Source organism: Thalassotalea castellviae, from assembly GCF_031846185.1.
Classification (GTDB): Bacteria; Pseudomonadota; Gammaproteobacteria; order Enterobacterales; family Alteromonadaceae; genus Thalassotalea_H; species Thalassotalea_H castellviae.
Genome location: NZ_JAVRIF010000005.1, coordinates 99486 through 124381, shown reverse-complemented (window position 1 = coordinate 124381; position 24896 = coordinate 99486). Strand labels below are relative to the sequence as shown.

General features: G+C 38.6%; 22 protein-coding genes. 19 read left to right on the top strand and 3 right to left on the bottom strand.

All coding sequences use genetic code 11. From position 1 onward, the window contains the following. Positions 1 to 22: 22 nt before the first annotated feature. The 14 genes from RM573_RS10730 (at position 23) to RM573_RS10665 (ending at position 15586) form a co-directional block, all read left to right on the top strand. Complete coding sequence (locus RM573_RS10730; protein WP_311581510.1) at positions 23 to 1495, top strand: 2-hydroxymuconic semialdehyde dehydrogenase; 1473 nt, start codon at positions 23 to 25, stop codon at positions 1493 to 1495. A 35-nt stretch (positions 1496 to 1530) separates the two neighbouring features. After that, positions 1531 to 1962 carry a RidA family protein gene (locus RM573_RS10725; RefSeq protein ID WP_311581508.1) on the top strand — a complete coding sequence of 144 codons (432 nt, stop codon included), beginning with the start codon at positions 1531 to 1533 and terminating at the stop codon, positions 1960 to 1962. Positions 1963 to 1975: 13 nt separating this feature from the next. Next, positions 1976 to 2530, top strand: a complete 555-nt coding sequence (locus tag RM573_RS10720) for a 3-hydroxyanthranilate 3,4-dioxygenase (protein WP_311581506.1) — start codon at positions 1976 to 1978, stop codon at positions 2528 to 2530. Positions 2531 to 2624: 94 nt separating this feature from the next. After that, entirely contained in the window at positions 2625 to 3644 is a 1020-nt protein-coding gene (locus tag RM573_RS10715; RefSeq protein WP_311581504.1) for an amidohydrolase family protein, read from the top strand. Between the two features lie 45 nt (positions 3645 to 3689). Further along, positions 3690 to 4979, top strand: coding sequence for a kynureninase (gene kynU / locus RM573_RS10710; RefSeq protein WP_311581502.1), 1290 nt, complete (start codon positions 3690 to 3692; stop codon positions 4977 to 4979). Next, on the top strand, positions 4972 to 6393 hold the full coding sequence (locus RM573_RS10705; protein WP_311581499.1) for an FAD-dependent oxidoreductase: 1422 nt from the start codon (positions 4972 to 4974) through the stop codon (positions 6391 to 6393). Before kynU ends, RM573_RS10705 begins: the two co-directional genes overlap by 8 nt. Continuing rightward, positions 6390 to 7247 (top strand): tryptophan 2,3-dioxygenase, encoded by an 858-nt coding sequence (locus tag RM573_RS10700; protein ID WP_311581497.1) that lies wholly within the window; start codon positions 6390 to 6392, stop codon positions 7245 to 7247. The genes RM573_RS10705 and RM573_RS10700 overlap by 4 nt, the downstream gene beginning before the upstream one ends. Before the next feature lie 130 nt (positions 7248 to 7377). Next, complete coding sequence (locus RM573_RS10695) at positions 7378 to 8958, top strand: S41 family peptidase (protein WP_311581495.1); 1581 nt, start codon at positions 7378 to 7380, stop codon at positions 8956 to 8958. A gap of 131 nt (positions 8959 to 9089) precedes the next feature. Beyond that, complete coding sequence (locus RM573_RS10690) at positions 9090 to 10001, top strand: LysR family transcriptional regulator (protein ID WP_311581492.1); 912 nt, start codon at positions 9090 to 9092, stop codon at positions 9999 to 10001. Positions 10002 to 10229: 228 nt separating this feature from the next. Further along, positions 10230 to 10361 carry a hypothetical protein gene (locus RM573_RS10685; protein ID WP_311581489.1) on the top strand — a complete coding sequence of 44 codons (132 nt, stop codon included), beginning with the start codon at positions 10230 to 10232 and terminating at the stop codon, positions 10359 to 10361. Positions 10362 to 10403: 42 nt separating this feature from the next. Then, a complete protein-coding gene (locus tag RM573_RS10680) occupies positions 10404 to 12854 on the top strand; it encodes a beta-N-acetylhexosaminidase (RefSeq protein ID WP_311581486.1) in 2451 nt (816 codons plus the stop codon). Positions 12855 to 13055: 201 nt separating this feature from the next. Then, a complete protein-coding gene (locus RM573_RS10675; RefSeq protein WP_311581483.1) occupies positions 13056 to 13901 on the top strand; it encodes a PEP-CTERM sorting domain-containing protein in 846 nt (281 codons plus the stop codon). Between the two features lie 2 nt (positions 13902 to 13903). Then, complete coding sequence (locus tag RM573_RS10670) at positions 13904 to 14605, top strand: phage tail protein (RefSeq protein WP_311581480.1); 702 nt, start codon at positions 13904 to 13906, stop codon at positions 14603 to 14605. A 3-nt stretch (positions 14606 to 14608) separates the two neighbouring features. Next, positions 14609 to 15586: a tetratricopeptide repeat protein gene (locus RM573_RS10665; protein WP_311581478.1), complete on the top strand. Its 978-nt coding sequence runs from the start codon at positions 14609 to 14611 to the stop codon at positions 15584 to 15586. A 4-nt stretch (positions 15587 to 15590) separates the two neighbouring features. On the opposite strand, the gene RM573_RS10660 is transcribed toward RM573_RS10665, so the two are convergent. Further along, positions 15591 to 16535, bottom strand: a complete 945-nt coding sequence (locus RM573_RS10660; RefSeq protein ID WP_311581476.1) for an alpha/beta hydrolase — start codon at positions 16533 to 16535, stop codon at positions 15591 to 15593. Positions 16536 to 16790: 255 nt separating this feature from the next. Here RM573_RS10660 and pepN point away from each other — a divergent pair, with 255 nt between their 5' ends. Both pepN and bamJ read left to right on the top strand, forming a co-directional pair. Next, on the top strand, positions 16791 to 19490 hold the full coding sequence (gene pepN / locus RM573_RS10655; protein WP_311581474.1) for an aminopeptidase N: 2700 nt from the start codon (positions 16791 to 16793) through the stop codon (positions 19488 to 19490). 163 nt (positions 19491 to 19653) lie between these two features. After that, positions 19654 to 20121, top strand: a complete 468-nt coding sequence (gene bamJ, locus RM573_RS10650) for a BamJ family beta-barrel-assembly machinery protein (protein ID WP_311581471.1) — start codon at positions 19654 to 19656, stop codon at positions 20119 to 20121. 54 nt (positions 20122 to 20175) lie between these two features. On the opposite strand, the gene RM573_RS10645 is transcribed toward bamJ, so the two are convergent. Further along, positions 20176 to 20634, bottom strand: coding sequence for a TlpA disulfide reductase family protein (locus RM573_RS10645; RefSeq protein WP_311581469.1), 459 nt, complete (start codon positions 20632 to 20634; stop codon positions 20176 to 20178). Positions 20635 to 20940: 306 nt separating this feature from the next. On the opposite strand from RM573_RS10645, the gene RM573_RS10640 reads away from it, so the two are divergent. From RM573_RS10640 to RM573_RS10630, 3 genes are all read left to right on the top strand, one after another. After that, on the top strand, positions 20941 to 21411 hold the full coding sequence (locus tag RM573_RS10640; protein ID WP_311581467.1) for a (2Fe-2S)-binding protein: 471 nt from the start codon (positions 20941 to 20943) through the stop codon (positions 21409 to 21411). Then, positions 21411 to 23630 (top strand): xanthine dehydrogenase family protein molybdopterin-binding subunit, encoded by a 2220-nt coding sequence (locus RM573_RS10635; protein WP_311581464.1) that lies wholly within the window; start codon positions 21411 to 21413, stop codon positions 23628 to 23630. The genes RM573_RS10640 and RM573_RS10635 overlap by 1 nt, the downstream gene beginning before the upstream one ends. Before the next feature lie 168 nt (positions 23631 to 23798). Next, a complete protein-coding gene (locus RM573_RS10630) occupies positions 23799 to 24269 on the top strand; it encodes a hypothetical protein (protein ID WP_311581462.1) in 471 nt (156 codons plus the stop codon). Here the strand turns inward: RM573_RS10630 and RM573_RS10625 are convergent. Continuing rightward, entirely contained in the window at positions 24238 to 24633 is a 396-nt protein-coding gene (locus tag RM573_RS10625) for a hypothetical protein (protein WP_311581459.1), read from the bottom strand. The two genes, RM573_RS10630 and RM573_RS10625, sit on opposite strands and share 32 nt — an antisense overlap. Between the last annotated feature and the right edge of the window lie 263 nt (positions 24634 to 24896).

Genomic DNA, 24896 nt, shown 5'->3' with positions numbered 1-24896 from the left:
AACAAAATTGATAGGAAATTGAATGTCTGCGTCATTGCCTCATCCCTTATTACACTGTTATATCGACGGACAGTTTGTTGCAAGCGATTGTTATTTCGACAATATTAATCCAGTTAATGGTCAGAAAATTTCTGAAATTGCCGAAGCAAACAATCGACAAATAGATATGGCTGTTCAGAGTGCGCGGCAAGCATTAAAAGGGCCTTGGGGTAAATTGACGGTTAATCAACGCTGCGATTTACTGCATAAAATTGCGGATCGCATGGTTGAACGTCAACAAGAATTTATTGATGCGGAAATTGCCGATACAGGTAAATCACTCCATCAAGTGCAAACCATTGATATCCCTCGAGGAGCGGCAAATTTTCGCGCGTTTGCAGATATGGCACGCACTCATTCCGGCGAAACTTTTATCACTGAAACCCCTTCGGGTGAAAAAGCGCTGAACTATTCTGTTAATAAACCACTGGGTGTTGTCGCTGTGATCTCGCCATGGAATTTACCTTTGTTGTTAGCAACATGGAAAGTAGCTCCTGCATTAGCTTGTGGTAATTGTGTGATACTTAAACCTTCAGAAGAAACCTCTTCAACCGCCGTGTTATTAGCACAAGTGATGGATGAAGTTGGCGTTCCTAAAGGTGTGTTTAATTTAATACTTGGACGGGGTAAGCATATTGGCGACTACTTAACTTCACATGCAAGTGTTGATGCCGTTACTTTTACTGGTGCAAGCGCAACGGGGCAACATATTATGCGCGCTGTTTCTCAAGGAGTGAAACCAATCTCGTTTGAATTAGGGGGGAAAAATTCAGCGATTGTTTTTGCCGATGCTGACCTTGATAAAGCCGTTGCGGGCGTGGCACGTTCAACATTTACTAATTGTGGTCAAGTGTGTTTGTGCACAGAAAAAGTATTCGTGCACCGCGAAATTGCCGATGATTTTATTGAAAAACTAAAACAACAAGCGGCAGCGATAAAAATTGGTTACCCGAAAGAAGAAGGTGTTTTGTTAGGACCGTTGGTGTCAAAACAGCATCAAGAAAAAGTGCTTGCTTATTATCAGTTAGCAAAAGATGAAGGTGCAAACTTTATTATTGGTGGAGGTGTGCCGAAATTTCATGATGAACGCGATCAAGGTTGTTATATCGAACCAACAATAATTAGCGGGTTAGAGGACAACAATAGAGTGAATCAAGAAGAAATTTTTGGCCCTATTTGTCATGTTTCAATTTTCGATGATGAAGACGAAGTTATCGAACGAGTGAATAATACGCCATATGGTTTAGCTTGCGCGTTATGGACCGAAAATGTTTCTCGAGCTCATCGTGTTTCCCCACAAATAGATGTTGGTCTTGTATGGGTCAATACTTGGTTTTTACGCGATTTGCGAGCACCATTTGGCGGTGTAAAACTATCTGGTATAGGTCGAGAAGGTGGTAAGCACTCACTTAATTTTTACGCAGAGCCGGTCAATATTTGTATTAAAATCGATTAAACCTAGCAGGGTTCAAAAGCTAAAAAGGATTGGAAATGGCAACAAACGCAAAAGTCTTAACAGAAAAAGCGGTGCCGCGAGGTAAGTTCCCTCATGTGAAGCGCGCAGGTGATTTTATTTTTATTTCTGGCACCAGTTCCCGTTTACCAGACAATAGTTTTGCTGGCGTTGAAGTGGATGAATTCGGCGCGACAAGCTTAGACATTGCTGTGCAAACCAAAGCCGTGATTGAAAATATTCGCGATATTCTCCATTCAGTTGGTGCAGAGCTTACTGATCTTGTCGAGTTCAGTACTTTTCTGGTCAACATGAATGACTTTAAAGGCTATAACGAAGTGTATAGCCAATACTTTGATTTTGATGGCCCAACACGCACTACCGTTGCAGTACATCAATTGCCTCACCCTCACTTATTAATTGAGTGCAAAGCCGTGGCTTATAAACCATTAACCAAGCAGATGAATTAACTGAGGACAAGTTATGAAAGCTAAGCTAACAGCCTTTAATTTTCAGCGATGGATTGAAGAGCATCAACATCTGCTCAAACCTCCAGTGGGAAATGTTCAAGTATGGCAAAACACCGACATGATGGTGACTGTGGTGGGGGGGCCGAATCAACGGACAGACTTTCATGATGATCCTGTTGAAGAGTTTTTTTATCAACTAAAGGGTGACATGGTGTTGAAAGTGATTGAAGACGGCGACTGTAAAAATGTCTTTATTCGCGAAGGCGATGTTTTCTTTTTACCTGCACATGTCAGACACTCGCCTCAACGACCAATGGCTGGCAGCATTGGTTTAGTGATTGAACCTAAGCGTCCTGCTGGCGAAAAAGACGCCTTTGAATGGTATTGTTTTGACTGTCAGGCCTTAGTACACAGAAGCGAAGTGATATTGCACTCTATCGTTGATGACTTACCTCCGGTTTATCAAGCCTTTTATCAAGATGAAAAAGCCCGAACATGCCCAGAATGTGGTGCGCTTCATCCAGGTAAACAACCACCAGAAGGTTGGGTAACCCTCGATGACAGTTAATATTTAAGCGAGTAATAAACCCAAAAGTTTGCCGTTTACTTTAATTAGACATTTCAATAACGCCAATAACAAACGAATAAATAGAGAATTAACAATGAAAGTGATTGATATACATTCACATTTTTTTCCTAAAACATGGCCTAATTTACAAGAGAAGTTTGGTGGCGATGATTGGCCGTGGTTAAAACACTTACCCAGCAAAGGGGAGGGTTTTGATAAAGCAATGTTGATGAAAGGCAACAAAGAGTTTCGTCCTATTTATTCTGCCTGTTGGGATGCTGATGTTCGTTTACAACAAATGAATGAACACGGCCTTGAGCAGCAAATTATATCTGCTACGCCAATTTTATTTGCCTACGAAAAACCGATTGAACAAGCTTTATATTGCGCACAGTTTTTTAATGACGCCGCGTTAGAAATTTGTCAGCAAGGTAAAGGACGTTTGTTCGCGATGGCACAAGTGCCGTTACAAGATATTGACGTCGCCTGTAAAGAAGCAAGTCGTGCAATGAATACCGGTCATGTCGGGATTCAAATTGGCAATCATGTTGGTGAAAAAAATATGGACGATGAAGGTGTGCTGACCTTTCTCCAGCATTGTGCAGGTGAAGGTATTCCAGTGTTTGTCCATCCGTGGGACATGATGGCAAGTGAGCGCACGAAAAACTATATGATGGGCTGGACAGTTGGTATGCCTGCAGAAACACAACTATCAATCGTTTCAATGATTTTAGGCGGTGGTTTTGATCAGGTCAGCGAGACATTAAAAATATGTTTTGCCCATGGCGGCGGCGCATTTGCTTTTTTATTAGGGCGATTAGAAAACGCTTGGCATTTTAGAGATATCGCTCGAGGTAAATCACAATTTCCACCGAGTCATTACCTTGATCGATTTTATCTTGATACGGCAGTGTTTGATCATGACGCCTTAGATTTATTGGTCAAAAAAATGACCACGAATAAACTCATGTTTGGTACCGATTATCCATTCCCGTTAGGGGAGCAAAAAATGGGGCAATTAATTAAAACCTCAGCAACACTTTCGCCACCTGAACAACAACAATTATTGGCAACGAATGCCGAACAATTTTTTAATTTACCGATTTCAGTGTAGTGCTGTTGTTAACAAAAGAAACAGCCAATAAAGAATGAGAATTTTATGATTTTTGAAAACAGCTTAAGCTTCGCACAACAGCAAGACAGGCAAGATGAATTGTCGGTTTTTCGTGATAAATTTCACTTTCCGATTATCAACGACCAGCGGGTATTATATTTTACTGGCAACTCGCTTGGTCTCGCGCCAAAATCCGCGAAAGAGTATGTTAATGCAGAAATGGATGAATGGGCAAAATGGGGCGTTGAAGGTCACTTTGAAGCGAAAAACCCATGGGTGAGTTACCACGAAATTTTAACGCCCGCCAGTGCTGAGCTTGTCGGTGCGAATGAGTCGGAAGTGGTGTGTATGAATTCACTCACCACAAATTTACATTTACTGTTTGTGTCTTTTTATCAGCCAAGTCAGCATCGCTATAAAATTATCAGTGAAGCGAAAATGTTTCCTTCTGATCGTTACTTACTGGAAACACAAGTTAAACATCATGGCTTTTCTCCTGATGATGCCATTATCGAAGTTGCTCCCAGAGAAGGTGAACATCTGATCCGCGAAGAGGATATTCTTGCCGCTATTGATAACCACAAAGACGAGCTTGCATTAGTCTTTTTAGGTGGCGTGAATTATTTTACTGGTCAATTATTTGATATGGAAAAACTCACACAAGCGGCTCATGATGTTGGAGCTTTAGCGGGGTTTGATCTTGCTCATGCGGTGGGGAATGTGCCGTTACAGTTACATGATTGGCATGTCGATTTCGCTGCTTGGTGCACTTATAAATATTTAAATGGGAGTGCGGGCAACGTTGGCGGCATTTTTGTGCATGACAAACATGGCAATAACACTGAATTACCTCGCTTTGGCGGCTGGTGGGGACATAACAAAGAGCGCCGTTTTTTAATGGAAAATACCTTTGAACCTATGTCAGGAGCGGAAGGGTGGCAATTAAGCAATGTCCCGATTATGGGCATGGCAGTATTGAAATCGTCTTTAGATATTTTTCAAGCGGCAGGTATTGAAAACTTACGGGCGAAAAGTTTGCAATTAACGGCTTATTTAGAATTTGTTTTCAATGATATTGTCAGTCAATTTTCTAATATTGAACTGGAGATCATTACACCAACTGAGCCAGAGAAAAGAGGGTGTCAGCTGTCGGTAAAATTAGTGGGCACCGATAAATCATTTTTTAAAGCACTAACCGAAGCAGGGGTTATAGCTGACTTTCGAGAGCCTGATGTAGTTCGATTAGCGCCAACGCCCTTATACAATAGTTTTGAAGACGTTTACTTGTTTGGCCAAACGTTAAAATCATTATTAGCAGGGTGGCAAGATGAATGATTTCTCGAAAAAATCGCCATCAGATAACAGTAGGCGTGAAAAAATTGCGATCAATGGTGCAGGTCCGGTTGGTGCTTTATTAGCCGTTATGTTAGCGAAAAAGGGCTATCAAGTAGACTTGTTTGAATCTCGCCCTGACTCTCGAAAAACGAATATATATCAAGGTAAATCGATTAATTTAGCTTTATCGGATCGCGGCTGGAAAGCGTTAAATGCTGTTGGTTTGGATGATGAAATCCGACAACAAGCTATTCCTATGTATTGTCGGGTTATGCACGATATCGAGGGGAATATTACTAAGCAGCCATATGGTACTGAAGAACAAGCGATATGGTCGGTTTCCCGTTCAGGCATTAATGAACAATTAATTGATTTAGCAGAACAAGAACCACAGGTTAATGTGCATTTTGATCATCGATTGGTACAGCTTAATTTTGCTGATAATACTGCGGTTTATCTTAATGAAAATCATCATCAAAAAATTCATGAAAGTGATTTAGTGTTTGGCGCTGATGGCGCGTTTTCAAAAGTTAGGCGATTAATGCAAGAGTTGCCGAAAGAGCGAATTAGTTACAGTCTCGACTATATGCAACAAAGCTATATGGAACTTTCGATTGCTGCCAATGAAGATGGCAGTCATAAACTCGAAAAAAATGCCTTACATATTTGGCCGAGAAAAGACTTTATGTTGATTGCCTTACCAAATATTGATGGCTCGTTTACTTGTACCTTATTTTTAAATCATGAAGGTGAGCTTTCATTTGCTTCATTAAATACTAAAGCAAAAGTGACGGCGTTTTTTCATCAATATTTTGCTGAAGCAATGCAATATTTAGCTGACCCGGTTGAAGATTTTTTAAGCAAAACCCCTTCCCCTTTATGTTTAGTGCATATTTATCCTTGGTTAGTGAATGACAGTATTGCGTTGATCGGCGATGCCGCACATGCGATGGTGCCTTTTTATGGGCAAGGAATGAACTGTGGTTTTGAAGACTGCCGAATTTTATCTGAATTAGTCGAAAAGCATGAACATCAATGGGCTGATATTCTTGCCGCCTATCAAGATGAGCGCAAAGAAAATGGCGACGCCATTATTGAATTAGCAAAACGAAATTTTGTTGAAATGAGTGATTTAGCTGGCGATGAGCGCTTTTTACTGCGTAAAAAAATTGAGGCTAAATTTCATAAAATGCATCCTGATTTATGGATCCCTTTGTACGCTATGGTGACATTTTCGCCGAATATTCCTTATAAAACCGCATTACGCGTAGGTGATATACAACAAAAAATTATGGATGAAATTATGCTGATGCCAAATATTGAAGATCATTGGCAGCAAGACCATGTCTATGAAAAACTGTATCATTTAGCGAAGGAAATGTTGGTTCATCAACTCTCAGAGGTGCAACGATGAGCTGCCCACATCAACCGAAAAATAAAAATTATCGAGAAGTCGAATCGTCTATTCATACCGACTTTAAAGATGATATGTCTTACGGCGATTATTTAGGTTTAGAGCAAATATTGTCTGCGCAAAACCCTTTATCAGACCAACATGATGAGATGTTATTTATTACCATTCATCAAAGCAGTGAATTATGGTTAAAACTGGCTGGTCATGAACTTAGTGAAGCGATTAACAATATCCAAGAAGCCGATTTTGGTCATGCATTTAAAGTGATCTCTCGCGTTAAACACATTTTTAATCAACTAACCCAATCTTGGAATATTCTTTCGACATTAACGCCGGTAGATTATTTAAAATTTAGAGATACTTTAGGTCACTCTTCTGGCTTTCAGTCGTTCGGTTATCGGAAGTTGGAATTTTTATTGGGTAATAAAAATGCAAAATTACTGGAGGTACACAAATCAAATCCTGTGGTTTATCGAGAGTTAACAGCAACGCTTGAGGCGCCAAGTTTGTATGATGAAGTAATTAAGGTATTAGCGGATAAAAAGTTAATCGAGGATCCTACGCAGTTAAGAACAGATTTTTCTTTGCCGTATCAACAAAATGAAGCGGTGTTAAACGCATGGCTAGCGGTATATAAAAATGCTGATGAGCATTTTGAATTATATGAACTTGCGGAAAAATTAATTGATATAGAAGATGCTTTTCAGCAATGGCGATTTAAACATATGTATACCGTACAGCGCATTATTGGTAATAAAATGGGAACCGGAGGTTCATCAGGCGTGGGCTTTTTGAAAAAAGCGTTAGATATAAGTTTCTTTCCTGAGTTATTTGAATTGCGCACTCACCTTTAAAGTTAAGCAAGGCAAATTGTGGTGTATTAAAATTCCTCTTTGAAAAGTCACATAGCAGTGGCTTTTTTTATCTAACTCATGATAATTTTGCTTGAGTAATACATTAAATGGATTTAAGTAGGAGTAATAAGTGTTTTTAAACGATTTTATTTTACGAAGTTTGTTGGCGAGCAGTGTTTTAGTTTTAACCGCATGTGGTGGTTCTGGCTCTTCAAACGGTTCGAGTGCTTTTGGTGGCAATGGTAGTGGCAATTCTACGAGTACGCCAACGTGGGTAGCAGGTGAATTTACTGCTCATGCGCAACTTGCTAACCAATGTGCTGCGGGCTCTGGCTCAGCAATGACTGAGAAGCTGTGGTTACGTTCTTACAGCAATGATACATATCTTTGGTACGATGAAATTTTAGATCAAGACCCCGCGCCGTTTACGGTATTAGAATACTTTGATGAACTTGTCACCACAGCCGTTACGCCTTCAGGAAAGTTAAAAGATCAATTTCATTTTTCAATGAGCTCAGAAGAATGGGAAAACCTGTCCACGTCAGGTTCATCCGTCGGTTTTGGTTTTAATATTAGTATCGAGCAGGGCGTTGATATTGAAAGAAAAATTACCATTACCTATTCAGATCCTAATACGCCAGCGGCAAATGCCAATGTAGAACGTGGTGCAATTATCGTGGAAGTAGACGGGGTGAATGTCGCCTCAGCAAATGATTCGGCCAGTATTGATACGTTAAATCATGGTTTATTTCCAAGTGAAGATGGCCAAGAAAGCGTATTTCTTATTCATGATTTAGAGAGCGAAGAGCCTCGAGAAGTGATGTTAACCGCGCAAACTATTATTTCTGATCCAGTGCCTATGACTAAGGTGATAGAAACGGATATTAATACCGTTGGCTACATGGTATTTAATGATCATATCGCGACCGCTGAAAAAGGGTTATATGACGCTATTTCAACATTAAAAGCAGCTAATGTTGATGAGTTAGTGATAGATTTTCGTTATAACGGCGGCGGCTATTTAGCCTTAGCGAGTCAGTTAGGTTATATGGTCGCGGGAAATCAAACGGTAAACCGTACTTTTGAGCAAACGATTTTTAACGATAAATACCCTAATACCAATCCGGTTACCGGTAATAGTTTATCGCCAACACCATTTTACCAAGAAACCATAGGTTTTAATGCTGACTATATTCGTGAAGGGATTGAGTTGCCAACGTTAAATTTATCTCGCGTATTTGTGCTGACATCTGCAGGTACTTGTTCCGCAAGTGAAGCTTTTATTAATGGTGTGCGTGGCATTGGTGTCGAAGTGATTCAAATTGGTACGACTACCTGTGGTAAACCTTATGGTTTTTATCCAACAGATAATTGTGATACCACGTACTTTACGGTGCAATTTAAAGGGGTAAATGATCAAGGTTTTGGTGATTATGCCGATGGTTTTTCACCGAGTGATGCGCCGATATATGATACCGATATTCAAGGTTGTGATGTTGCAGATGATTTAACTAAACCATTGGGCGATCAACAAGAAGGCATGTTATCTACCGCTATGTATTATCTTGAAAATGGTCAATGTCCTGAACTTGTTGATACCGAAGTCACCAGTAAAACTGCAGTGAAACAAGTGATCGATTATCAATTTTCAATCGAAGACAAACGCGTTCGTAGTCAGTTTTCTCGTAATCGAATTTTACTCAACAAGTAATCACTTTATTTGATATGATTTAGAAAACTCATTCAGTTTTTGAATGGGTTTTCTTGTGTATGCCCGTGAATAAATGATCACCTGTCGCGCATCGATAAATGAACCTGAGATTCAGATCTGAGATAAAAACAATGGATATCACAAAAAGTCAGTTATCAATTAGTCATTTAAAAATGATTTGTCAGCTAGAACGTTGCGAAACAGTAAAAGAAGCCGCACAAGCGTTATTTATTACACAGCCGGCATTGACTAACCGTATTCGTGAAGCAGAAAGACGTTTAAATACTTCGCTGTTTTATCGCCGCGGTCGTAAAATTATCATGTCGAATGCTGGTAAACGTTTATTACAATCGGCAAAAAAAATACTGGAAGAATTAGCACGGGCAGAACATGATATCTCACGATTAACCGATGGAATTGAACAAGTATTACGTATTGGTTTGCCACATTATGCTTCGTTTCAATGGTTGCCAAAATTAATCGAAGGCTTTAACCATCAGCATCCTACTATTGAATTAGAAATTTCTTCAGAAGCCGCTAACCAACCCTTACATGCATTATTTAATCATGATGTGGATATTGCCATGATCTCAACAGCCAGCGCGGATCTTGAAATAGATGAGAAAAACTTCAAAACGCATTGTTTGAATCAGGATGAGTTGGTGGCTTGCCTTTCAACTCAACATAAATATGCCAATAAAACCTATTTAACCGCACACGATTTTATCGATGAAACCTATGTAACGAATTCAACGGTGCCTGAAAAAGATCGTGAATATGAATTATTTTTTAAACCCGAAAGTGTGATCCCCAAAAAAGTCTTACAGGTGGGGTTTAACGATGCCATTGTCGAGTTAGTTAAAGCTAATTTAGGTGTCTCAATATTTTCGAGAAATCAATTAAAGCGTTTATCGTATGACTCAGATATTAAGCTGATCCCCCTAGGAGAACATGGCTTAACCTTATACTGGCACTTAGTTTACGCGAATCAGCAATTAATCGCTGAACCTGCTGAAAGCGTGATTGCCATATTGCAAAAATAACCGATATTGCTTCTTGCCACTAAGCTATTTCGCAGTCTTATTCGTTAGCCGTAATCAAAGTATCTATTCAGGCTTGTTGTACTTGAGCTTTTCTATTCTCCCAGCGATTGTGTTCCTCCCTATGACTGTAAATATAATGTCGTTAGAGTTAGGCGTTTTTAATATTGTCGGCGGGAATATAGGTAATCTTACCCAATATTAGTTTTCTAATAATTTTCGGGTAACCCTGTGATTACTGTCTTAATAAGAGGTATTATTGCCGGCGTGGTTGTGACAATATTCACGCCAAAATCTAAGTTGAATACACAACAGGCTTTAGCCAAATTAAATGCCGAGCGTGCAGCAATGGAATCGTTTTAGTTAATTATCTTCAATGGAAACATATTTTATGGGTTTTACATCATGACCTTATTCAGTCACCAGTTATCAATAATAAAAATCATCGTTATCAGCGTTGGCTTGTCTTTTATGTTCTGCGCGCAACAAGCGTTCGCACAAGAAAAGTCGTTAGCTTTGATGCCATATCCGCAGTCGGTAAAATTATTACCTGAAACATATCAATTAACAGAAAGTGTGTATTTTAATGTGCAAGGCATTCATGAAAAACGCCAGCTGTTTATTCAGCAACGCATCACTAGCCAACTAGCAAAGCTTGGTCATCAAGTGACTAAACTACCGCCTGATGATAGTGAAATGATGAGTAAAATTAATCTGATCATCAATCAAGGCAAAACACATGAAAACTATCTTGCAAAACTGAACAGTGATGAAAGTTATCAGTTGAAAATAACTTCACAAGGTATTGATATTTTGGCCAATAATGATTTTGGGGCTTTGCATGGCCTCGCCACACTTAGCCAATTAATTGCAGCGAACCGTTCCTTAAATATTACGACATTGCCACAAGTTGTGATCAATGATTTTCCACGTTTTCCTTGGCGGGGGTTGATGATTGATAGTGTTCGTCATTTCATTTCAGTTAAGGCGATTAAACGTCAACTTGATGGGATGGCAGCAGCAAAATTAAATGTTTTTCATTGGCATTTAACGGATGATCAAGGTTGGCGTTTTGAATCAAAATCCTATCCTAAGTTACACAAATTAGCCTCTGATAGACAGTATTACACACAACAAGAGATCAAAGACGTAGTTCATTATGCGAGTCAGTTAGGCATTCGAGTAGTACCTGAGTTTGATGTGCCAGGTCATGCATCAGCAATTGCCGTAGCGTACCCAGAATTAATGACTGAAAAAAAGCGTTATTCAATGGAAGATGCTTGGGGGGTGTTTGAACCCTTACTTGATCCGAGTAATCCTGATGTGTACGTCTTTATTGATAAAATAGTGGCGGAAATTACTTCGCTTTTCCCAGATGAATATATACATATTGGGGGGGATGAAGTAGATCCAGTGCAGTGGCAAGAAAGTGAGGCGGTGCAACAGTACATGGCTGATAACAAGTTACAAGATAGCCATGAATTACAAGGACACTTTAATGAAAAAGTGCAAACAATACTGGCAAAACATCAGCGGAAAATGATGGGGTGGGATGAAATTTACCAGCCAAAATTGCCAAAAGATATTATGGTACAGTCGTGGCGAGGAATGGAATCTTTAAGTCAAATAGCTGCCAATCAATATCAGGGATTATTATCGACCGGCTTTTATATCGATCAACCACAAAGTAGCGCATACCATTATCGAAATGAATTGTTATCGAAACGGGAAAATTCAGCCGTCATTCCTAGCAATGAAGATACTGTTTCGGCGTGGCAATTTACCATGCCTCGTTTAAAAGGTAGTGCAGTAAAAGGCACACTAGCTATGGTTAGTCGTAATAATTACCTGATCCATGCTTATGTAAAATTAAACAATAATCACTATCAAAAAGTGCAACTTGATCGTCAGTTAGCCTTACACCCAAGACAAATCAATTTTACCATAGACTCTTGGATGGGACCGACACGTGGTGAGTTTGACCTATCTGATCCTGCTCAACTTACTGGCCGTATGTTAATCGGGAATAGTCATTATAATGTAGAAGGTCAACAATTAAGTGACTTTGACTATGCTAACGTTAAATTACTCGCCAATCTTTTGCCAGCACATGAAAAAAATATACTTGGCGGTGAAGCAACGCTATGGACGGAGCTTGTTAGCGAAAAAAATATTGATTTACGGATTTGGCCACGCACATTTGCCATCGCCGAAAGGCTCTGGTCGGCTAAATCAATGCGAAATATCAATCAGATGTATCAACGCTTATTTCAAATTAATATCAGTGCGGCTAAGTTGGGGTTGCATCATTTACAACAACACATGAATGGTATTCGTGGGCTTGTATTTCCAGAAACAAAGATTACCTCTTTGGTGATGTTAGCCGAGCAATTAGAGCCGGCTCATTATTACACTCGTCATCATTTAAAATTTAAAAAAGATCAATATCACCAAAGAGCCGGCTTAAATAGCTTTGTAGATTATTTGCCTGCGGAAAGTTTAACTTTAGTCAATATGCAACAACAACTGAATGCCTATAAAGGAGGCGATAAAGCTGGATTACAAGCGATAGTGAATACTATGCGACGATGGCATTCTGGTTATGAAGAGGTGTTAAAAATCACGAAGAAAAACCCAAAATTATCCACAATTACCGATATTATTTATGATGCAAGAACAATAAATACGTTAGGTTTAACGGTCGCACATAGTTGCTTGGCAGGCGTGAAAATTAGAACCCCAGAAGTAAAGCGGATTAAAAAACATTTATTGAATTTGCATCGCAATGTAAGAGAAATTTCCTTGGCTTCTGGCTTGTTTGTTGAAAAGTTACTTGAGGCTTGCCGTACTCATTAAGTTTTAAACGCTTTTAACAACCATATAAATAATTTACATATCAGTGATTTGTCGCAACGATTTTTTAACAATATGTGTCCATAAAATTTACACTCTGAAGAAGTGAAATGATTGGCTTGTTTTTAAGTTATTGTTTTTAAGAGGATATAGTGTTCTGGTGTAAAAATTGCTTTACATACAAAAATAAAAAAGGAATTACAAATGATAAAATTCAATAAAAAAATACTAATCGTTATTTTTTCAATTTTTACTCACTTTTCCACTTCTGCCACCATCATTACATCAGACCTAACCGTTGAGGGTAGTATTGCCCTCGGTTGGATTGATCCAATTTCGGGGGTGTGGGTTACACCAGAAACAATATTTACTGCTAACATGTCTGTTGGTTCTAATTCTGGCCAAGTTAATCCAGGGGGAATTCTTGGAGGACTAGATGTATCAGGTGACAATACCAGCAATGTCGCAATCACAGATACAGATCAGAAGTTAAGTTTTGACACTACTTTGTTATCGAATGCTGCAGGATATGAAGTTGCTGCTTTAGATTTTAGTTTGTATATAGAAAATAATCATGCAACAGATACTTTTGAGCTTGATTTTGGCTTTGATTTTTTTAACAAAGTCGATACTTGGGCTATTCCTGGTCTTGGTGGTTTTTCTAGCTCTTTGATCAGTCTTTATGATGACTCTGGGGAGTTCTTTTTTTCAGATATTATGTCAGATGTTGATTATGGTAATGAACGCAATGGATTTCTTCTACCTACTCCATATGGTGGTGTCGTTCAAGATTCAGGGCTTTTCAATTTCTCACGTACCTTATTAGCGGGTGAAAGTATAAACATTGTTGGTGTTTTACAGGCATCATTTGGTTTTATTACTGATAGCGTCCCCCCTGCTAAACAAGATTCAACAGGAATGTTAGGGCTTAATGACGTTCGTCAAATTCAAGTTGGCCAACCACCAGTAACTGTACCAGAACCATCTTCTCTACTCTTATTTTTATCAATATTATTATTAACTACACGTACAAAAATAAAAAGGATTTAACTATGAAAAAGCTATATAAAAAAATCGCGTTACCGTTAATTTTGTTACCAAGTCTCTTTTTTGGGAAAAGTGCCTTAGCTTGTAGTAGCTTTGATCCTATGCTCGGAACAATGTGCGTATTTGCCGGTAATTTTGCTCCCCGAGGATATGCATTGGCTCAAGGCCAGTTACTTGCTATCAGTCAAAACAGTGCACTATTTTCAATTTTAGGTACAACTTATGGTGGAGATGGCAGAACAACGTTTGGTTTGCCTGATACGCGAGGTCGTTCGGTTATTGGAGCAGGAAATGGACCCGGTTTGCAAAACTACGCACTTGGTCAAAGAGGCGGAGCGGAAACTCATACATTGCATTTAATACAAATGCCATCTCACAATCATTCTGCTACGACTACTATAGAGAATGATGTTACGGTTGGAGGGGTTGCTGATTTAAATGCAGTTAATGGCCGTTCTTCTAGTAATGTACCAAGTGGAGCAGCATTAGGCCAAAGCCCAAATCGTCAAAACATTTATAGTTCAACAGCACCAAGTGTACCTATGCATGCTGATTCCATTGCTTTAAATTTAACAGGGACAGTGAACTCTACTGCTACGACTACAGTGAATAATAATGGTGGTAATCTACCCTTTAGTATTAGAGCGCCTTATATCGCTATTAATTGGATTATTGCACTACAAGGAACGTTTCCCTCAAGGTCATAATTGATGAGATTTAATGGATACAAACAGCTCGGTTTCGGGCTGTTTTTTATTGTCATTAGCCAAATAATATTGGCTAATGAACAAGAATTAAATGAGCCTTTACAAGTTGCGCAGCAATTACTTGCAGAAGAAAAGTTTGAACAAGCGTTTATACTTTTTGAAAAACATGCCAAATATAATAATTCGTTAGCAAAAATGACACTTGGCTTATTTTATAAATTAGGCTGGGGTAAAGTAAATCAAGACAGCTCTCAAGCGTGCAACTGGTTTTACCAAGCTGCGTTAGCAGAGATCCCTCAAGCGCAAAAAGAGTTTGCTGACTGTATCAATTTCAACTATGTTGCCCCTACCCTTGAATCGCAACTAACAGAATTAGAATCGGTACCAAGTTTTTGGTATAACAAAGCTTTTAAAAATGGATTACATGACGCTGGTTGTGACATTGGCAGATTATATTTAGCTTCGAAATGGCATAGACAAGATATTAAAAAAGTAATTGAATGGTGCACTCCTGCAGCGGAGCTTAGTGCCGTTGCTGCACAGATCACCTTAGGTGATGCTTATGCTATAGTTTCGCCCGAACAAAATGTCGCTACCGCTGAATACTGGTATCAACAGGCTGTTCAGCGTAATTCAGGACAAGCAGCATTTAAGTTAGCAAACCTTTATTACTCTATGGCGATAAATCAACAAAATAATGCTGATTTAATGGATAGAGCTTTATTGATGATGGAAACGTCTTCTTCACTGAAATATGCACCTTCTTATGAGAAAACAGCTTCAATTTATTGGACAAAATTAGCGGTAGTTGAGAAGGATATGGCATCCTCAGTTTTAGCAAAATGCTATTTGTGGGCTAAAACGGCTTATCAGGTAAACCCTAGTAAACAAAATTTGGACTTTTTAAGCATCGTAACAAAAGAAATGCCTGAAACATGGCAAGAGAAACTAGATGAACAAGTGAAGGTTTTCTTAAATTAATTGCTTAATTAAGGTAGCGCTTCATTTGTTGGAATATTTGCTGGCTTAGCCATGATTCAGCATCGGCTAAATCTAAAATTACATTAAAGTGGTTACGCTGTGCTATTTCAGCCTGCGTAACCTTTATTTTTTGTCCAGTTAGATGATGAATCATTGCGCTAGTTTGGCATTTAAATTCGCTGGTTTCAGTATCCCCATATGCCATAATAAAAGCGCAATGTTTGATTATTTCTTTTTCTCGTAAGGGTACACTTAATTTTTCTGTATCAAATAAAAGCGGACTATAGTTCGCTATTTCTTTTTCAGTCAGCTGTAAAGGCTCATTAATGTAAGTTTGCGCGATAGGGGTAAGATCATAAATGCCGCTCACCGCACAAATTCCCTTAACAATATTTTGTTCTGTTTCGATATATTTCGACCAATCCGTTAACGCCATCATCATGGCTAAATGACCACCGGCAGAGCTGCCAGAAAGATAGATTTCATTTTTATCGTAACCGTATTCATCCGCATGTTGATAAAGAAAAATGAGCGCTTGACGATTTTGTTCAACAATTTCTGTTAGTGACGCTTTTGGAGCAAGTGAATAGTTTATTACCGCGAAGTGATAACCGGAATTTTGAAAATTGGTTGCAGCAAAGCATGATTCATCTTTTGATAGTTCTTGCCAATAGCCGCCATGAATATACACCTGTAATTTTCGTTTTTGGGGAGCAGCTTTAAAAGGCATAAATAAATCTAAAACCTCATCGGGATTACTGCCGTATTGAATATTTGAAATTAACTTACCTTGCTCTATCGCACTCTTTTTTGCTTTATCGCTTAAATCAATATATTGCTTGATATAAACACCAATATCATCAATACAACTACTGGGCGAATAAGCTTTTTCAAGGGTGTTTAAATCAAGTTCCTGATACCTCAGGCGATTGTGTTTTATGTTAGACAAATAAACCTCAAAAAATTCTCTGTAGTTGTTTAACTATAGATAAGTTTTTACAGGTTAAATAATGATATTTGCTTTAGTTAACCATTCATTTATCTGATAAATCTGCTCATTAATCTCAAAAAGCCAGATATACAATATATTCCACCTGACGAATAACCAAACATATGTTATAAAGCCCCTATTAACAAATTTTTTACATGAAAAACAACAATAAAAATACCCACTACAAATAATCATTAACAAGGTTCACACGTAATGAAAACAGTAAAATCTCGCCTTAATAAAGCGCTAGCTTTAGCTATTGCTGCTTCGGCAATAAGTTTAACCGCTTGTGAAAAAAATAACGTCCAAGCACCTGAATCTCAATCTGTTGCTAAACAAACACCTGTTGCCAAAGTTACCCGTCAACAGAGCGAATCACTGTATGAAGACTATGCCAAAATGCGTGCTCAACAAGTCAGTGATGTCAGTTATAATCTGCAAGTACGTTTAGATAATAAAACCGAACATTTTTCAGGTGTTACGGATATAAGTTTTGATTTGGTCGACAATAATCAAAACGACTTAACCATTGATTTTGAAATGGGCACGGTAAATTCAGTGAAAGTGAATGGCAAAGCCGTTTCTTTTACCTATGAAAAGTGGTTTATTACGATTCCTGCCGCAGAGCTAGCACCAGGTAAAAATGTTGTTTCAGTGGATTATCAACGTCCTTATTCGACGGATGGCTCTGGTTTACACCGTTTTGTTGACCCAGAAAACGGCGAAGTGTATTTATACACAGATTTTGAACCTTATGACGCTAATCGTTTATTTCCACATTTTGATCAACCAGATTTAAAAGCGACTTATACCATGCAAGTTACGGCGCCTAAGTCTTGGCAAGTGATTTCTGCAGCACGTGAAAATAACATTGAAGCGCAAGGTGAAAACAACCTTTGGCATTTTCCAGAAACGGCTAAATTTTCTTCGTATATTTTCTCGTTACATGCGGGTAATTATGCGGTTTGGGAAGACGACTATGAAGGCATGAAATTGCGTTTATTTGCTCGTCAAAGTTTAGCGGAATATGTCAAAACCGAAGAATGGTTTAAACCGACGAAACAAAGCTTTAAGTTTTTTAATGAATACTTTGAAGTACCTTACCCTTTTGGTAAATATGACCAAATTGTTGCGCCAGACTTTAATGCCGGTGCCATGGAAAATGTTGCCGCGGTAACGTTTAATGAAGGGTATATTGCGCGTGGTGAAAAATCTACCCGCGCGAAAATGCGCTTAGCCAATGTTATTGCTCATGAAATGGCGCATATGTGGTTTGGTAATTTAGTCACGATGCGTTGGTGGAATGGCTTATGGTTAAATGAAAGTTTTGCCACTTATATGGCAAACCTTGAGGTGAACGAAGCTAGCGATTTTGATAATGCCTGGGATGTTTTCTATTCAGGGACAAAACAGTGGGCGTATCGCAGCGATGATTCAGTAAATACTCATGCGATAGAATTACCTGTAGAGTCTACCGGCACAGCATTAACTAACTTTGATGGTATCACTTACGGTAAAGGTGCATCGGTACTCAAGCAATTACCTTATTACTTAGGTGAAGAAAACTTTCGTGTGGGGGTGAGTAATTACCTGAAAAAATTCTCTTATAAAAATACTGAGCTTGACGATTTTATCGGTGAATTAGGCAAAGCGGCCGGTAAAGATATGACCCAGTGGACACAAGACTGGCTTTATAATGCTGGGTTGAATACGATCAAAGTTAATTATCAATGTAGTGATAATAAAATTAGCCAATTTTCTATAGAACAAACGGCGACCGAAGATTATCCAACGTTACGTGAGCAACGAGTACAAGTAGGACTTTATAACTTTGCAGACAATAGCATGAGTTTAACGAAGGCAATTCCGGTAACTTATAAAGGTGCGAATACAGAAGTTAAAGACGCCATTGGTCAATCGTGTCCTGATATGGTTTACCCAAATGAAGCTGACTGGGGATTTGTGAAAGTTGATCTAGATGACAAATCATTGGCTGCAGTAGAAAAGCATATTAATGCCGTTGAAAGTACTACGATGCGTTTAATGTTATGGCAAAGTTTGTCAGACAGTGTGCGTGATGCAAACTTAGCTGCTGATAAATTTGTTCATTTTGCTATCGCCAATATTGAAGGCGAAACCGATTATAATGTTGTTAGTAAAATTGCTGGAAGCTTAACAACAGCGCTGCGTTACTTAACAACAGCGACGCGATTAGGGCAAAATGACTATGCTGATCTTTATCGTGAGGTTGAAGATTTATACTTACGTTTATTAGAAAAAGCTGAAGCAAAATCTGATTTCCAAAAGTTGTGGTATAGCCGTTATGTGTCTATGTCTAAGTCAGATAAACATTTAAAGAATCTTTTAGATATTTTACAAGGCGAGAAATCTTATGCGGGCTTAACGATAGATCAAGATAAACGTTGGAATATTCTTGCTCAATTAAACCGTTATCAACACGGAAATTATCAAGCGTTACTTGAGACTGAAAAAACTAAAGATAACTCTGATAGCGGTGTGAAAAGTGCGATTTATGCAGAAGTGCTTCGCCCTGAAGCTGATGTAAAAGCAAAATGGTTTGATGTGGTGGTAAATAACCCCGATAAGTTAAAACTATCAACATTACGCTACATTATGTGGGGCTTATTCCCTGCCGAACAAAGCCAATTAGAAGCGCCGTATAAAGCTCGAATTCTTGCACATATTCCTCAGCTGAATGCGGGTAGTGATTTAGGCTTATTAAGTGCTTTCACCGGTGCTATGTTACCAACAGAATGTACCGTAGAAAGTGAAGCTGAATTGGCAAAACTTGTTGTTGAATATAAAGACATGAAAGCTCAAGCGTTAAAATCAGTTAAAGCACAACATCAAAATGTCAGTCGATGTGTGAAAGCATTAAAATTACTGAAATAATCATTTTTGCACGTTAATTACCAAAGCACTTCATTCGAAGTGCTTTTTATTTTGTCTAAGAGAATAACAAAACACGGTATCTCCTCAATTGTTTGAGGTTGCTTTTATTTGTACGATTTGGAATGTACACTCATTTCACAGATTTAAACTCAATAGGTAAAAGATGAAATTTTTTATAGTGGTCGTTATAATTTTGGTCGTTTTTATATTATTTAGAAACCATCAAAATAAAGTTCTCGCACAAGAAAATATCCAACTAGGAGAACAATTTCTAGCAAAAAATAAAGTCGCTGAGGGCGTGCAAGAAACTGACTCGGGGCTGCAATATCAAATTTTGCATCAAGGAGAGGGTACAGAGCAACCTAGTGCTAAATCTACCGTGACTGTTCACTACCATGGTACACTCTTAGACGGCACTGTTTTTGATAGTTCTCTGGTACGAGGAAAACCGATTAGTTTTGCGTTAAACCAAGTGATAAAAGGTTGGACCGAAGGCGTACAATTAATGACAGTTGGTGATAAGTTTAAATTTTTTATTCCTGCAAGTCTTGGCTATGGTAACAATGCCGCAGGAAAAATAACGCCAGGTTCATTGCTGATTTTTGAAGTAGAATTATTAGCGGTTGAATAAACTAAGCAAAAAAGCCTTAACTATAATCATCGATAGTTGAGGCTTTTCAAGTTTTTAGTCTTTCAAAAGGCTCAATATTTCTTGTTGATACATTTGTTTCTTCTCTTCGGTAAAGCCGACATGAGAACTGACAATTTCTCCCTTTTTATTTATGATAAAGCTGCTGGGCATGCCTTTTAACTTAAATGCTCGGGCAACTTTTCCTTTCGGATCATAAAAAATAGGAAATTTTGCCGGAGTCTCCTTTAAAAACTCTTCAGCTAAGTTTGGCTGAGCATCCAAATTAACACTTAAGATAGTAAAATTCTTATCCGCATATTTTGCTTGCATGTCATTCATCCAAGGAAATGATTTTCGGCAAGGGACACACCAAGACGCCCAAAAATCGACATAAATTACTTTACCTTTGTGACTTGCTACTTGGCGTTCAAAGTTACTTAAGGTATCGGCGCAGCTATTTTTATTGAGAAACAAAGCTATTGCCGCGATAAACAAAATTTTGTATTTATTCATTTATTCTCTACAAACTCATTAGGTTTTAAGGTTATGTTTACACAGATATAAGCATTTAAACACTGTTTTTTGAAGTGAATTAAATACCAAGTTATATAGAAATTATCCTTGATTACTACTACCTTTAGTCAAGATTGTTTAAACAAAATTACCCGATTATCTTATTTTTATCACTTGTAACAAAGTATTAATTACCCGTTGTTTATCTGATAAAAAAGGGGTTAAATCGTTTTACTGTACTCAGATCATCAGCAAGTGTTACTGTATAAAGTGCTGATTACTTAACCGAACAAATAAGTGACTAATATGGATAAATCTATAATTATTAATGGTGAACAACACCCTATCGATGTTGATAATGAAATGCCGCTATTGTGGTTTTTACGTGACCGTTTAGAAAAAACAGGCACCAAGTTTGGTTGTGGCGCAGGTTTATGTGGCGCTTGTACTGTGCATGTTGACGGTGTTGCAACCCGAGCTTGTATCACTCCTGTTGGCATGTTGGCAGGAAAATCAATTACCACCATAGAAGGTTTATCTGAAAACGGTGATCACCCCTTACAAAAAGCATGGTTGAATAATAATGTTCCTCAGTGTGGTTATTGTCAGGCAGGACAAATTATGAATGCAGCGGGATTCTTAGCGACTAACCCAACACCTACTGCTGAAGAAATAGATTCCGCGATGCAAGGAAATATTTGTCGTTGTGGTACTTATCAACGGATCAAAAAAGCCATTGGTGAAGCAGCATTTGAATTAGCCAAGGAGGTTTCGTAATGAGTATTCTTGAAAAATTAACTAATCGGGCAAAGGCAACAAATCAGATTGAAAATGTCAGCCGACGTAATTTTATCAAAGCTTCAGGTGTTGCTACCACAGGCTTAGTGTTAGGTGTTGCGATCCCTTCACAAGCGATAGCATTCGATCATTCTGAACACGAGTCTGCCTTTAATCCAAATGCTTTTATTCATTTACAAGAAAATGGCGACTTACTGTTATATTGTGGTCGTTGTGAAATGGGACAAGGCATTAGTACGGCTTTACCAGCAGCAGTTGCCGATGAAATGGAAGCGGATTGGTCTCGGGTGACTGTGCAACAAGCAGATGGCGATGAAAAATACGGCCCACAAGGTACCGGTGGCTCTGCCAGTATTCGGGTCATGTATGAACCTATGCGTGAAGCAGGTGCTGCGGCTAAACTTATGTTAGTTGCTGCTGCGGCAAAAGTGTGGCAAACAACAGTAGATGACTGTGAAGCAAAAAATCATTTTGTTTATAACAAATCATCCGGAAAAAAACTCTCTTTTGGTCAATTAGCGAGTTTAGCCGCAACTCAACCGGTCCCCGAAAAACCGACATTGAAAACAAAAGCTGCTTATAACTATATTGGTAAAGCGCTGCCGAGACATGACCAAGGAAAAGTCGTTATTGGGGAAAGAATTTACGGCGTTGATACAAAAATGCCGGGCCTTAAATATGCGGCGATTACTCATTGTCCGGTTTTAGGTGGCACCTTGAAGTCACTTGAAAAAGATGAGGCGCTAGCCATGAAAGGTGTGTTAGACGTTATCGTGGTTGATCGTTTAGCGGTGCCTTATGGTTCTATTGGTGGTGTTGCCGTAGTGGCGGATAATACGTGGACTGCACAGCAAGCTTTAGCGAAATTAAAAATTGCCTGGGATTTAGGTGAAAATGCCAGCTACGACACCGTCGAGTATAAAAAACAATTAGTCAAAAATGTTGAATCCCCTGCTGAATTAGCGACTGAACGTGGTGATGTAAACTCTGCTTTTGCAACCGCTGCAAAAACCCTTAAAGCTACTTATACGGGGGGGCATTTATCGCACTCACCTATGGAACCTAATGCTAGTGTGGTCTTCGTTGAAAAAGATAAGTGTGAAGTGTGGGCCGCTACTCAATCTCCTGCTGATATTCAAAAAGTTTTGGCAGGTTACTTAAAGCGTGATCCTAAAGATATTATTGTTCACGTTACTATGGCGGGAGGGGCATTTGGCCGTAAATTTAAATGTGACTATGTTCATGAAGCAGCGGTACTTTCTGAAAAAACTGGCTTTCCTATTCAGTTAACTTGGTCGCGTGAAGAAGATATGCGCACAGGCTATTATCACTCAATTAATGCGCAACACATTGAAGCGTCACTGGATGAAAACGGCGCAGTGACCGGCTGGCTACACCGCACTGCTTTTCCACCTATTGCCTCATTATTTAACCCTGCAGCAGTAAAACCAGGCAAAGATGATGTTGCAGCAGTTGATAATTATCCTTTTGGTTTGCCAAACTTTAGAAGCGAAATAGGTGATGCGAAAGCACATACCCGCATTGGTTGGTATCGAGCGGTATATGCTATTTTTTATGGTTTTTCGTTTAGTACTTTCGCGGATGAATTGGCGTATAAAGCGGGTAAAGATCCTTTAACATTTTTGAATCAATTGTATGATGCAAACGATATTGCAGAGCAAAAAGAGCAGGTTGAACGTTCTAAAAATGTATTAGAAATAGCCGCGAAACAATCTGGCTGGTATGAGCGTGAAAACCTACCTAAAGGGCAAGGTATTGGTTTAGCGGTACATTATAGCTTTCAAAGCTATGTGGCTATGGCTGTTCGTGTTGAATCGGATGGCGAAAATATTAAAGTGTTAGAAGTTGATTGTGTAATTGACTGTGGTCAAGTATTAAACCTTGATGGCGCAACCGCTCAAATGGAAGGGGCTGTTGTGATGGGAATGTCACTTGCGTTAAGTACAGAAATTACGTTCAGAGAAGGGGCGGTGGTTAATTCTAATTTCCATAACTACCCGGTAATGCGCATCAATGATATGCCTAAAGTAAATGTTCATATTGTTGAATCTGATCATAAACCTACCGGGCTTGGTGAGCCGGGGGTTGCGCCATTTGCACCGGCATTAAGCAATGCTGTTTTTGCTGCTTCTGGCAAACGATATCGCGACATACCTTTTAAACCTATGATGGTTTAAAACGTAATTTTTCACACGATAAAACGCCACATCAACGTTGAGGTGGCGTTTTTTTTGGTTAAATTATTGAAAGATAAAACTACTTCATCTTTGAGTTAAACTTTACTATGATGGCTTTCGTAGAGACGACTATGCTTTGCTCTAATTTTTCCTCATTGGATGGTGTATATGTTAACTAAAAATATGATGATATTGCTTTCATTTTCATTGGTACTGAGCGGTGGCTATGCGGATGAAATGTCGGCTGAGCATAAAAAGTGGTTAAAAGATAAATTTAGTATGCAACATGAAAAACTGATCCCAATTGTCGCGGTTGCTGATATATTCTTTGCTTGTAATCAAGCGCGGAAAACAGATAAAGTCAATTATCAAATAACTGATTTAGTAACGAAAGTTAGTAGAAATGAATTAGCGGAAAAGCTAAGTACGTGTTTAAACGGAGAATTACCAAACTCAGAAACGGCGTTAAATTTCGGACTTGTTGGCTGTTTTCATGAGCAATTAAAAGATTTACCTGAAGCCGATAGAAAAGTAAAAACAAAATTAGTGAAACAAGCAATTGCGAGGTTGTCGAAGCCAGAAAGACAAACCAGTTTCACACAATGTGTTACGGATCAGGCGATTGGTTATTTGAAATAACAATAGTTTTTTTAACCGACTCTTCATTAAAAGAACTAGGTAAAATATCTACCCCCACCCATTTACCTATTTTTATCACTATAGGAATAGTAATAGGAGCAAATGGTAAGACAGCAAACACACCAATTCCCAGACCTTTTAACACATCCAGAAATTGTTTGTTTGCTTGTTTCATTTCTTCAGGTGTTGCTTGCTTAATAGTGTAACGGCGATAGATCACTAGCATTTCTTTGGTTTCAGCTTTTTCTTGGGCGAGTGCTATTTTTATACGAATAAGTTGACGCTTTAACTTCGTTAATTGCCGTTTTCGATTGATAATTAGTACACGTCTAGGTGCTTTAAAGAAATAAATCCAAGTTTTCATGCTTGCATTCTACCTTACTTTTCGTAATTAACGCATATAAAAAACTTGATCAGTGCTTTCTTTTAAATTAACAGCTTAAGTTATAGGTGTTAAAGGGAGCATTTTTATCTAATTGGTAAAATGTTCTGTAAAGATTTAGTTTATGTGTCGACTCATGATAAATTTGTCCCTGGAGTACATACAAATTTTTCTTATAATACTTTGTCTTAGATAATCTATACTGTTAATAATTTGTAACAAATACCGTCGCTTTGACACATAGT

What these genes read in the sequence shown, in the direction of transcription:
- RM573_RS10730 (WP_311581510.1), top strand. Translation starts at nt 23, where the DNA reads ATGTCTGCGTCATTGCCTCATCCCTTATTACACTGTTATATCGACGGA.
- RM573_RS10725 (WP_311581508.1), top strand. Translation starts at nt 1,531, where the DNA reads ATGGCAACAAACGCAAAAGTCTTAACAGAAAAAGCGGTGCCGCGAGGT.
- kynU (WP_311581502.1), top strand. Translation starts at nt 3,690, where the DNA reads ATGATTTTTGAAAACAGCTTAAGCTTCGCACAACAGCAAGACAGGCAA.
- RM573_RS10625 (WP_311581459.1), bottom strand. Translation starts at nt 24,633, where the DNA reads ATGAAAACTTGGATTTATTTCTTTAAAGCACCTAGACGTGTACTAATT.
- RM573_RS10690 (WP_311581492.1), top strand. Translation starts at nt 9,090, where the DNA reads ATGGATATCACAAAAAGTCAGTTATCAATTAGTCATTTAAAAATGATT.
- RM573_RS10715 (WP_311581504.1), top strand. Translation starts at nt 2,625, where the DNA reads ATGAAAGTGATTGATATACATTCACATTTTTTTCCTAAAACATGGCCT.
- pepN (WP_311581474.1), top strand. Translation starts at nt 16,791, where the DNA reads ATGAAAACAGTAAAATCTCGCCTTAATAAAGCGCTAGCTTTAGCTATT.
- RM573_RS10720 (WP_311581506.1), top strand. Translation starts at nt 1,976, where the DNA reads ATGAAAGCTAAGCTAACAGCCTTTAATTTTCAGCGATGGATTGAAGAG.
- RM573_RS10635 (WP_311581464.1), top strand. Translation starts at nt 21,411, where the DNA reads ATGAGTATTCTTGAAAAATTAACTAATCGGGCAAAGGCAACAAATCAG.
- RM573_RS10665 (WP_311581478.1), top strand. Translation starts at nt 14,609, where the DNA reads ATGAGATTTAATGGATACAAACAGCTCGGTTTCGGGCTGTTTTTTATT.
- RM573_RS10680 (WP_311581486.1), top strand. Translation starts at nt 10,404, where the DNA reads ATGACCTTATTCAGTCACCAGTTATCAATAATAAAAATCATCGTTATC.
- RM573_RS10700 (WP_311581497.1), top strand. Translation starts at nt 6,390, where the DNA reads ATGAGCTGCCCACATCAACCGAAAAATAAAAATTATCGAGAAGTCGAA.
- RM573_RS10675 (WP_311581483.1), top strand. Translation starts at nt 13,056, where the DNA reads ATGATAAAATTCAATAAAAAAATACTAATCGTTATTTTTTCAATTTTT.
- RM573_RS10630 (WP_311581462.1), top strand. Translation starts at nt 23,799, where the DNA reads ATGTTAACTAAAAATATGATGATATTGCTTTCATTTTCATTGGTACTG.
- RM573_RS10640 (WP_311581467.1), top strand. Translation starts at nt 20,941, where the DNA reads ATGGATAAATCTATAATTATTAATGGTGAACAACACCCTATCGATGTT.
- bamJ (WP_311581471.1), top strand. Translation starts at nt 19,654, where the DNA reads ATGAAATTTTTTATAGTGGTCGTTATAATTTTGGTCGTTTTTATATTA.
- RM573_RS10705 (WP_311581499.1), top strand. Translation starts at nt 4,972, where the DNA reads ATGAATGATTTCTCGAAAAAATCGCCATCAGATAACAGTAGGCGTGAA.
- RM573_RS10645 (WP_311581469.1), bottom strand. Translation starts at nt 20,634, where the DNA reads ATGAATAAATACAAAATTTTGTTTATCGCGGCAATAGCTTTGTTTCTC.
- RM573_RS10670 (WP_311581480.1), top strand. Translation starts at nt 13,904, where the DNA reads ATGAAAAAGCTATATAAAAAAATCGCGTTACCGTTAATTTTGTTACCA.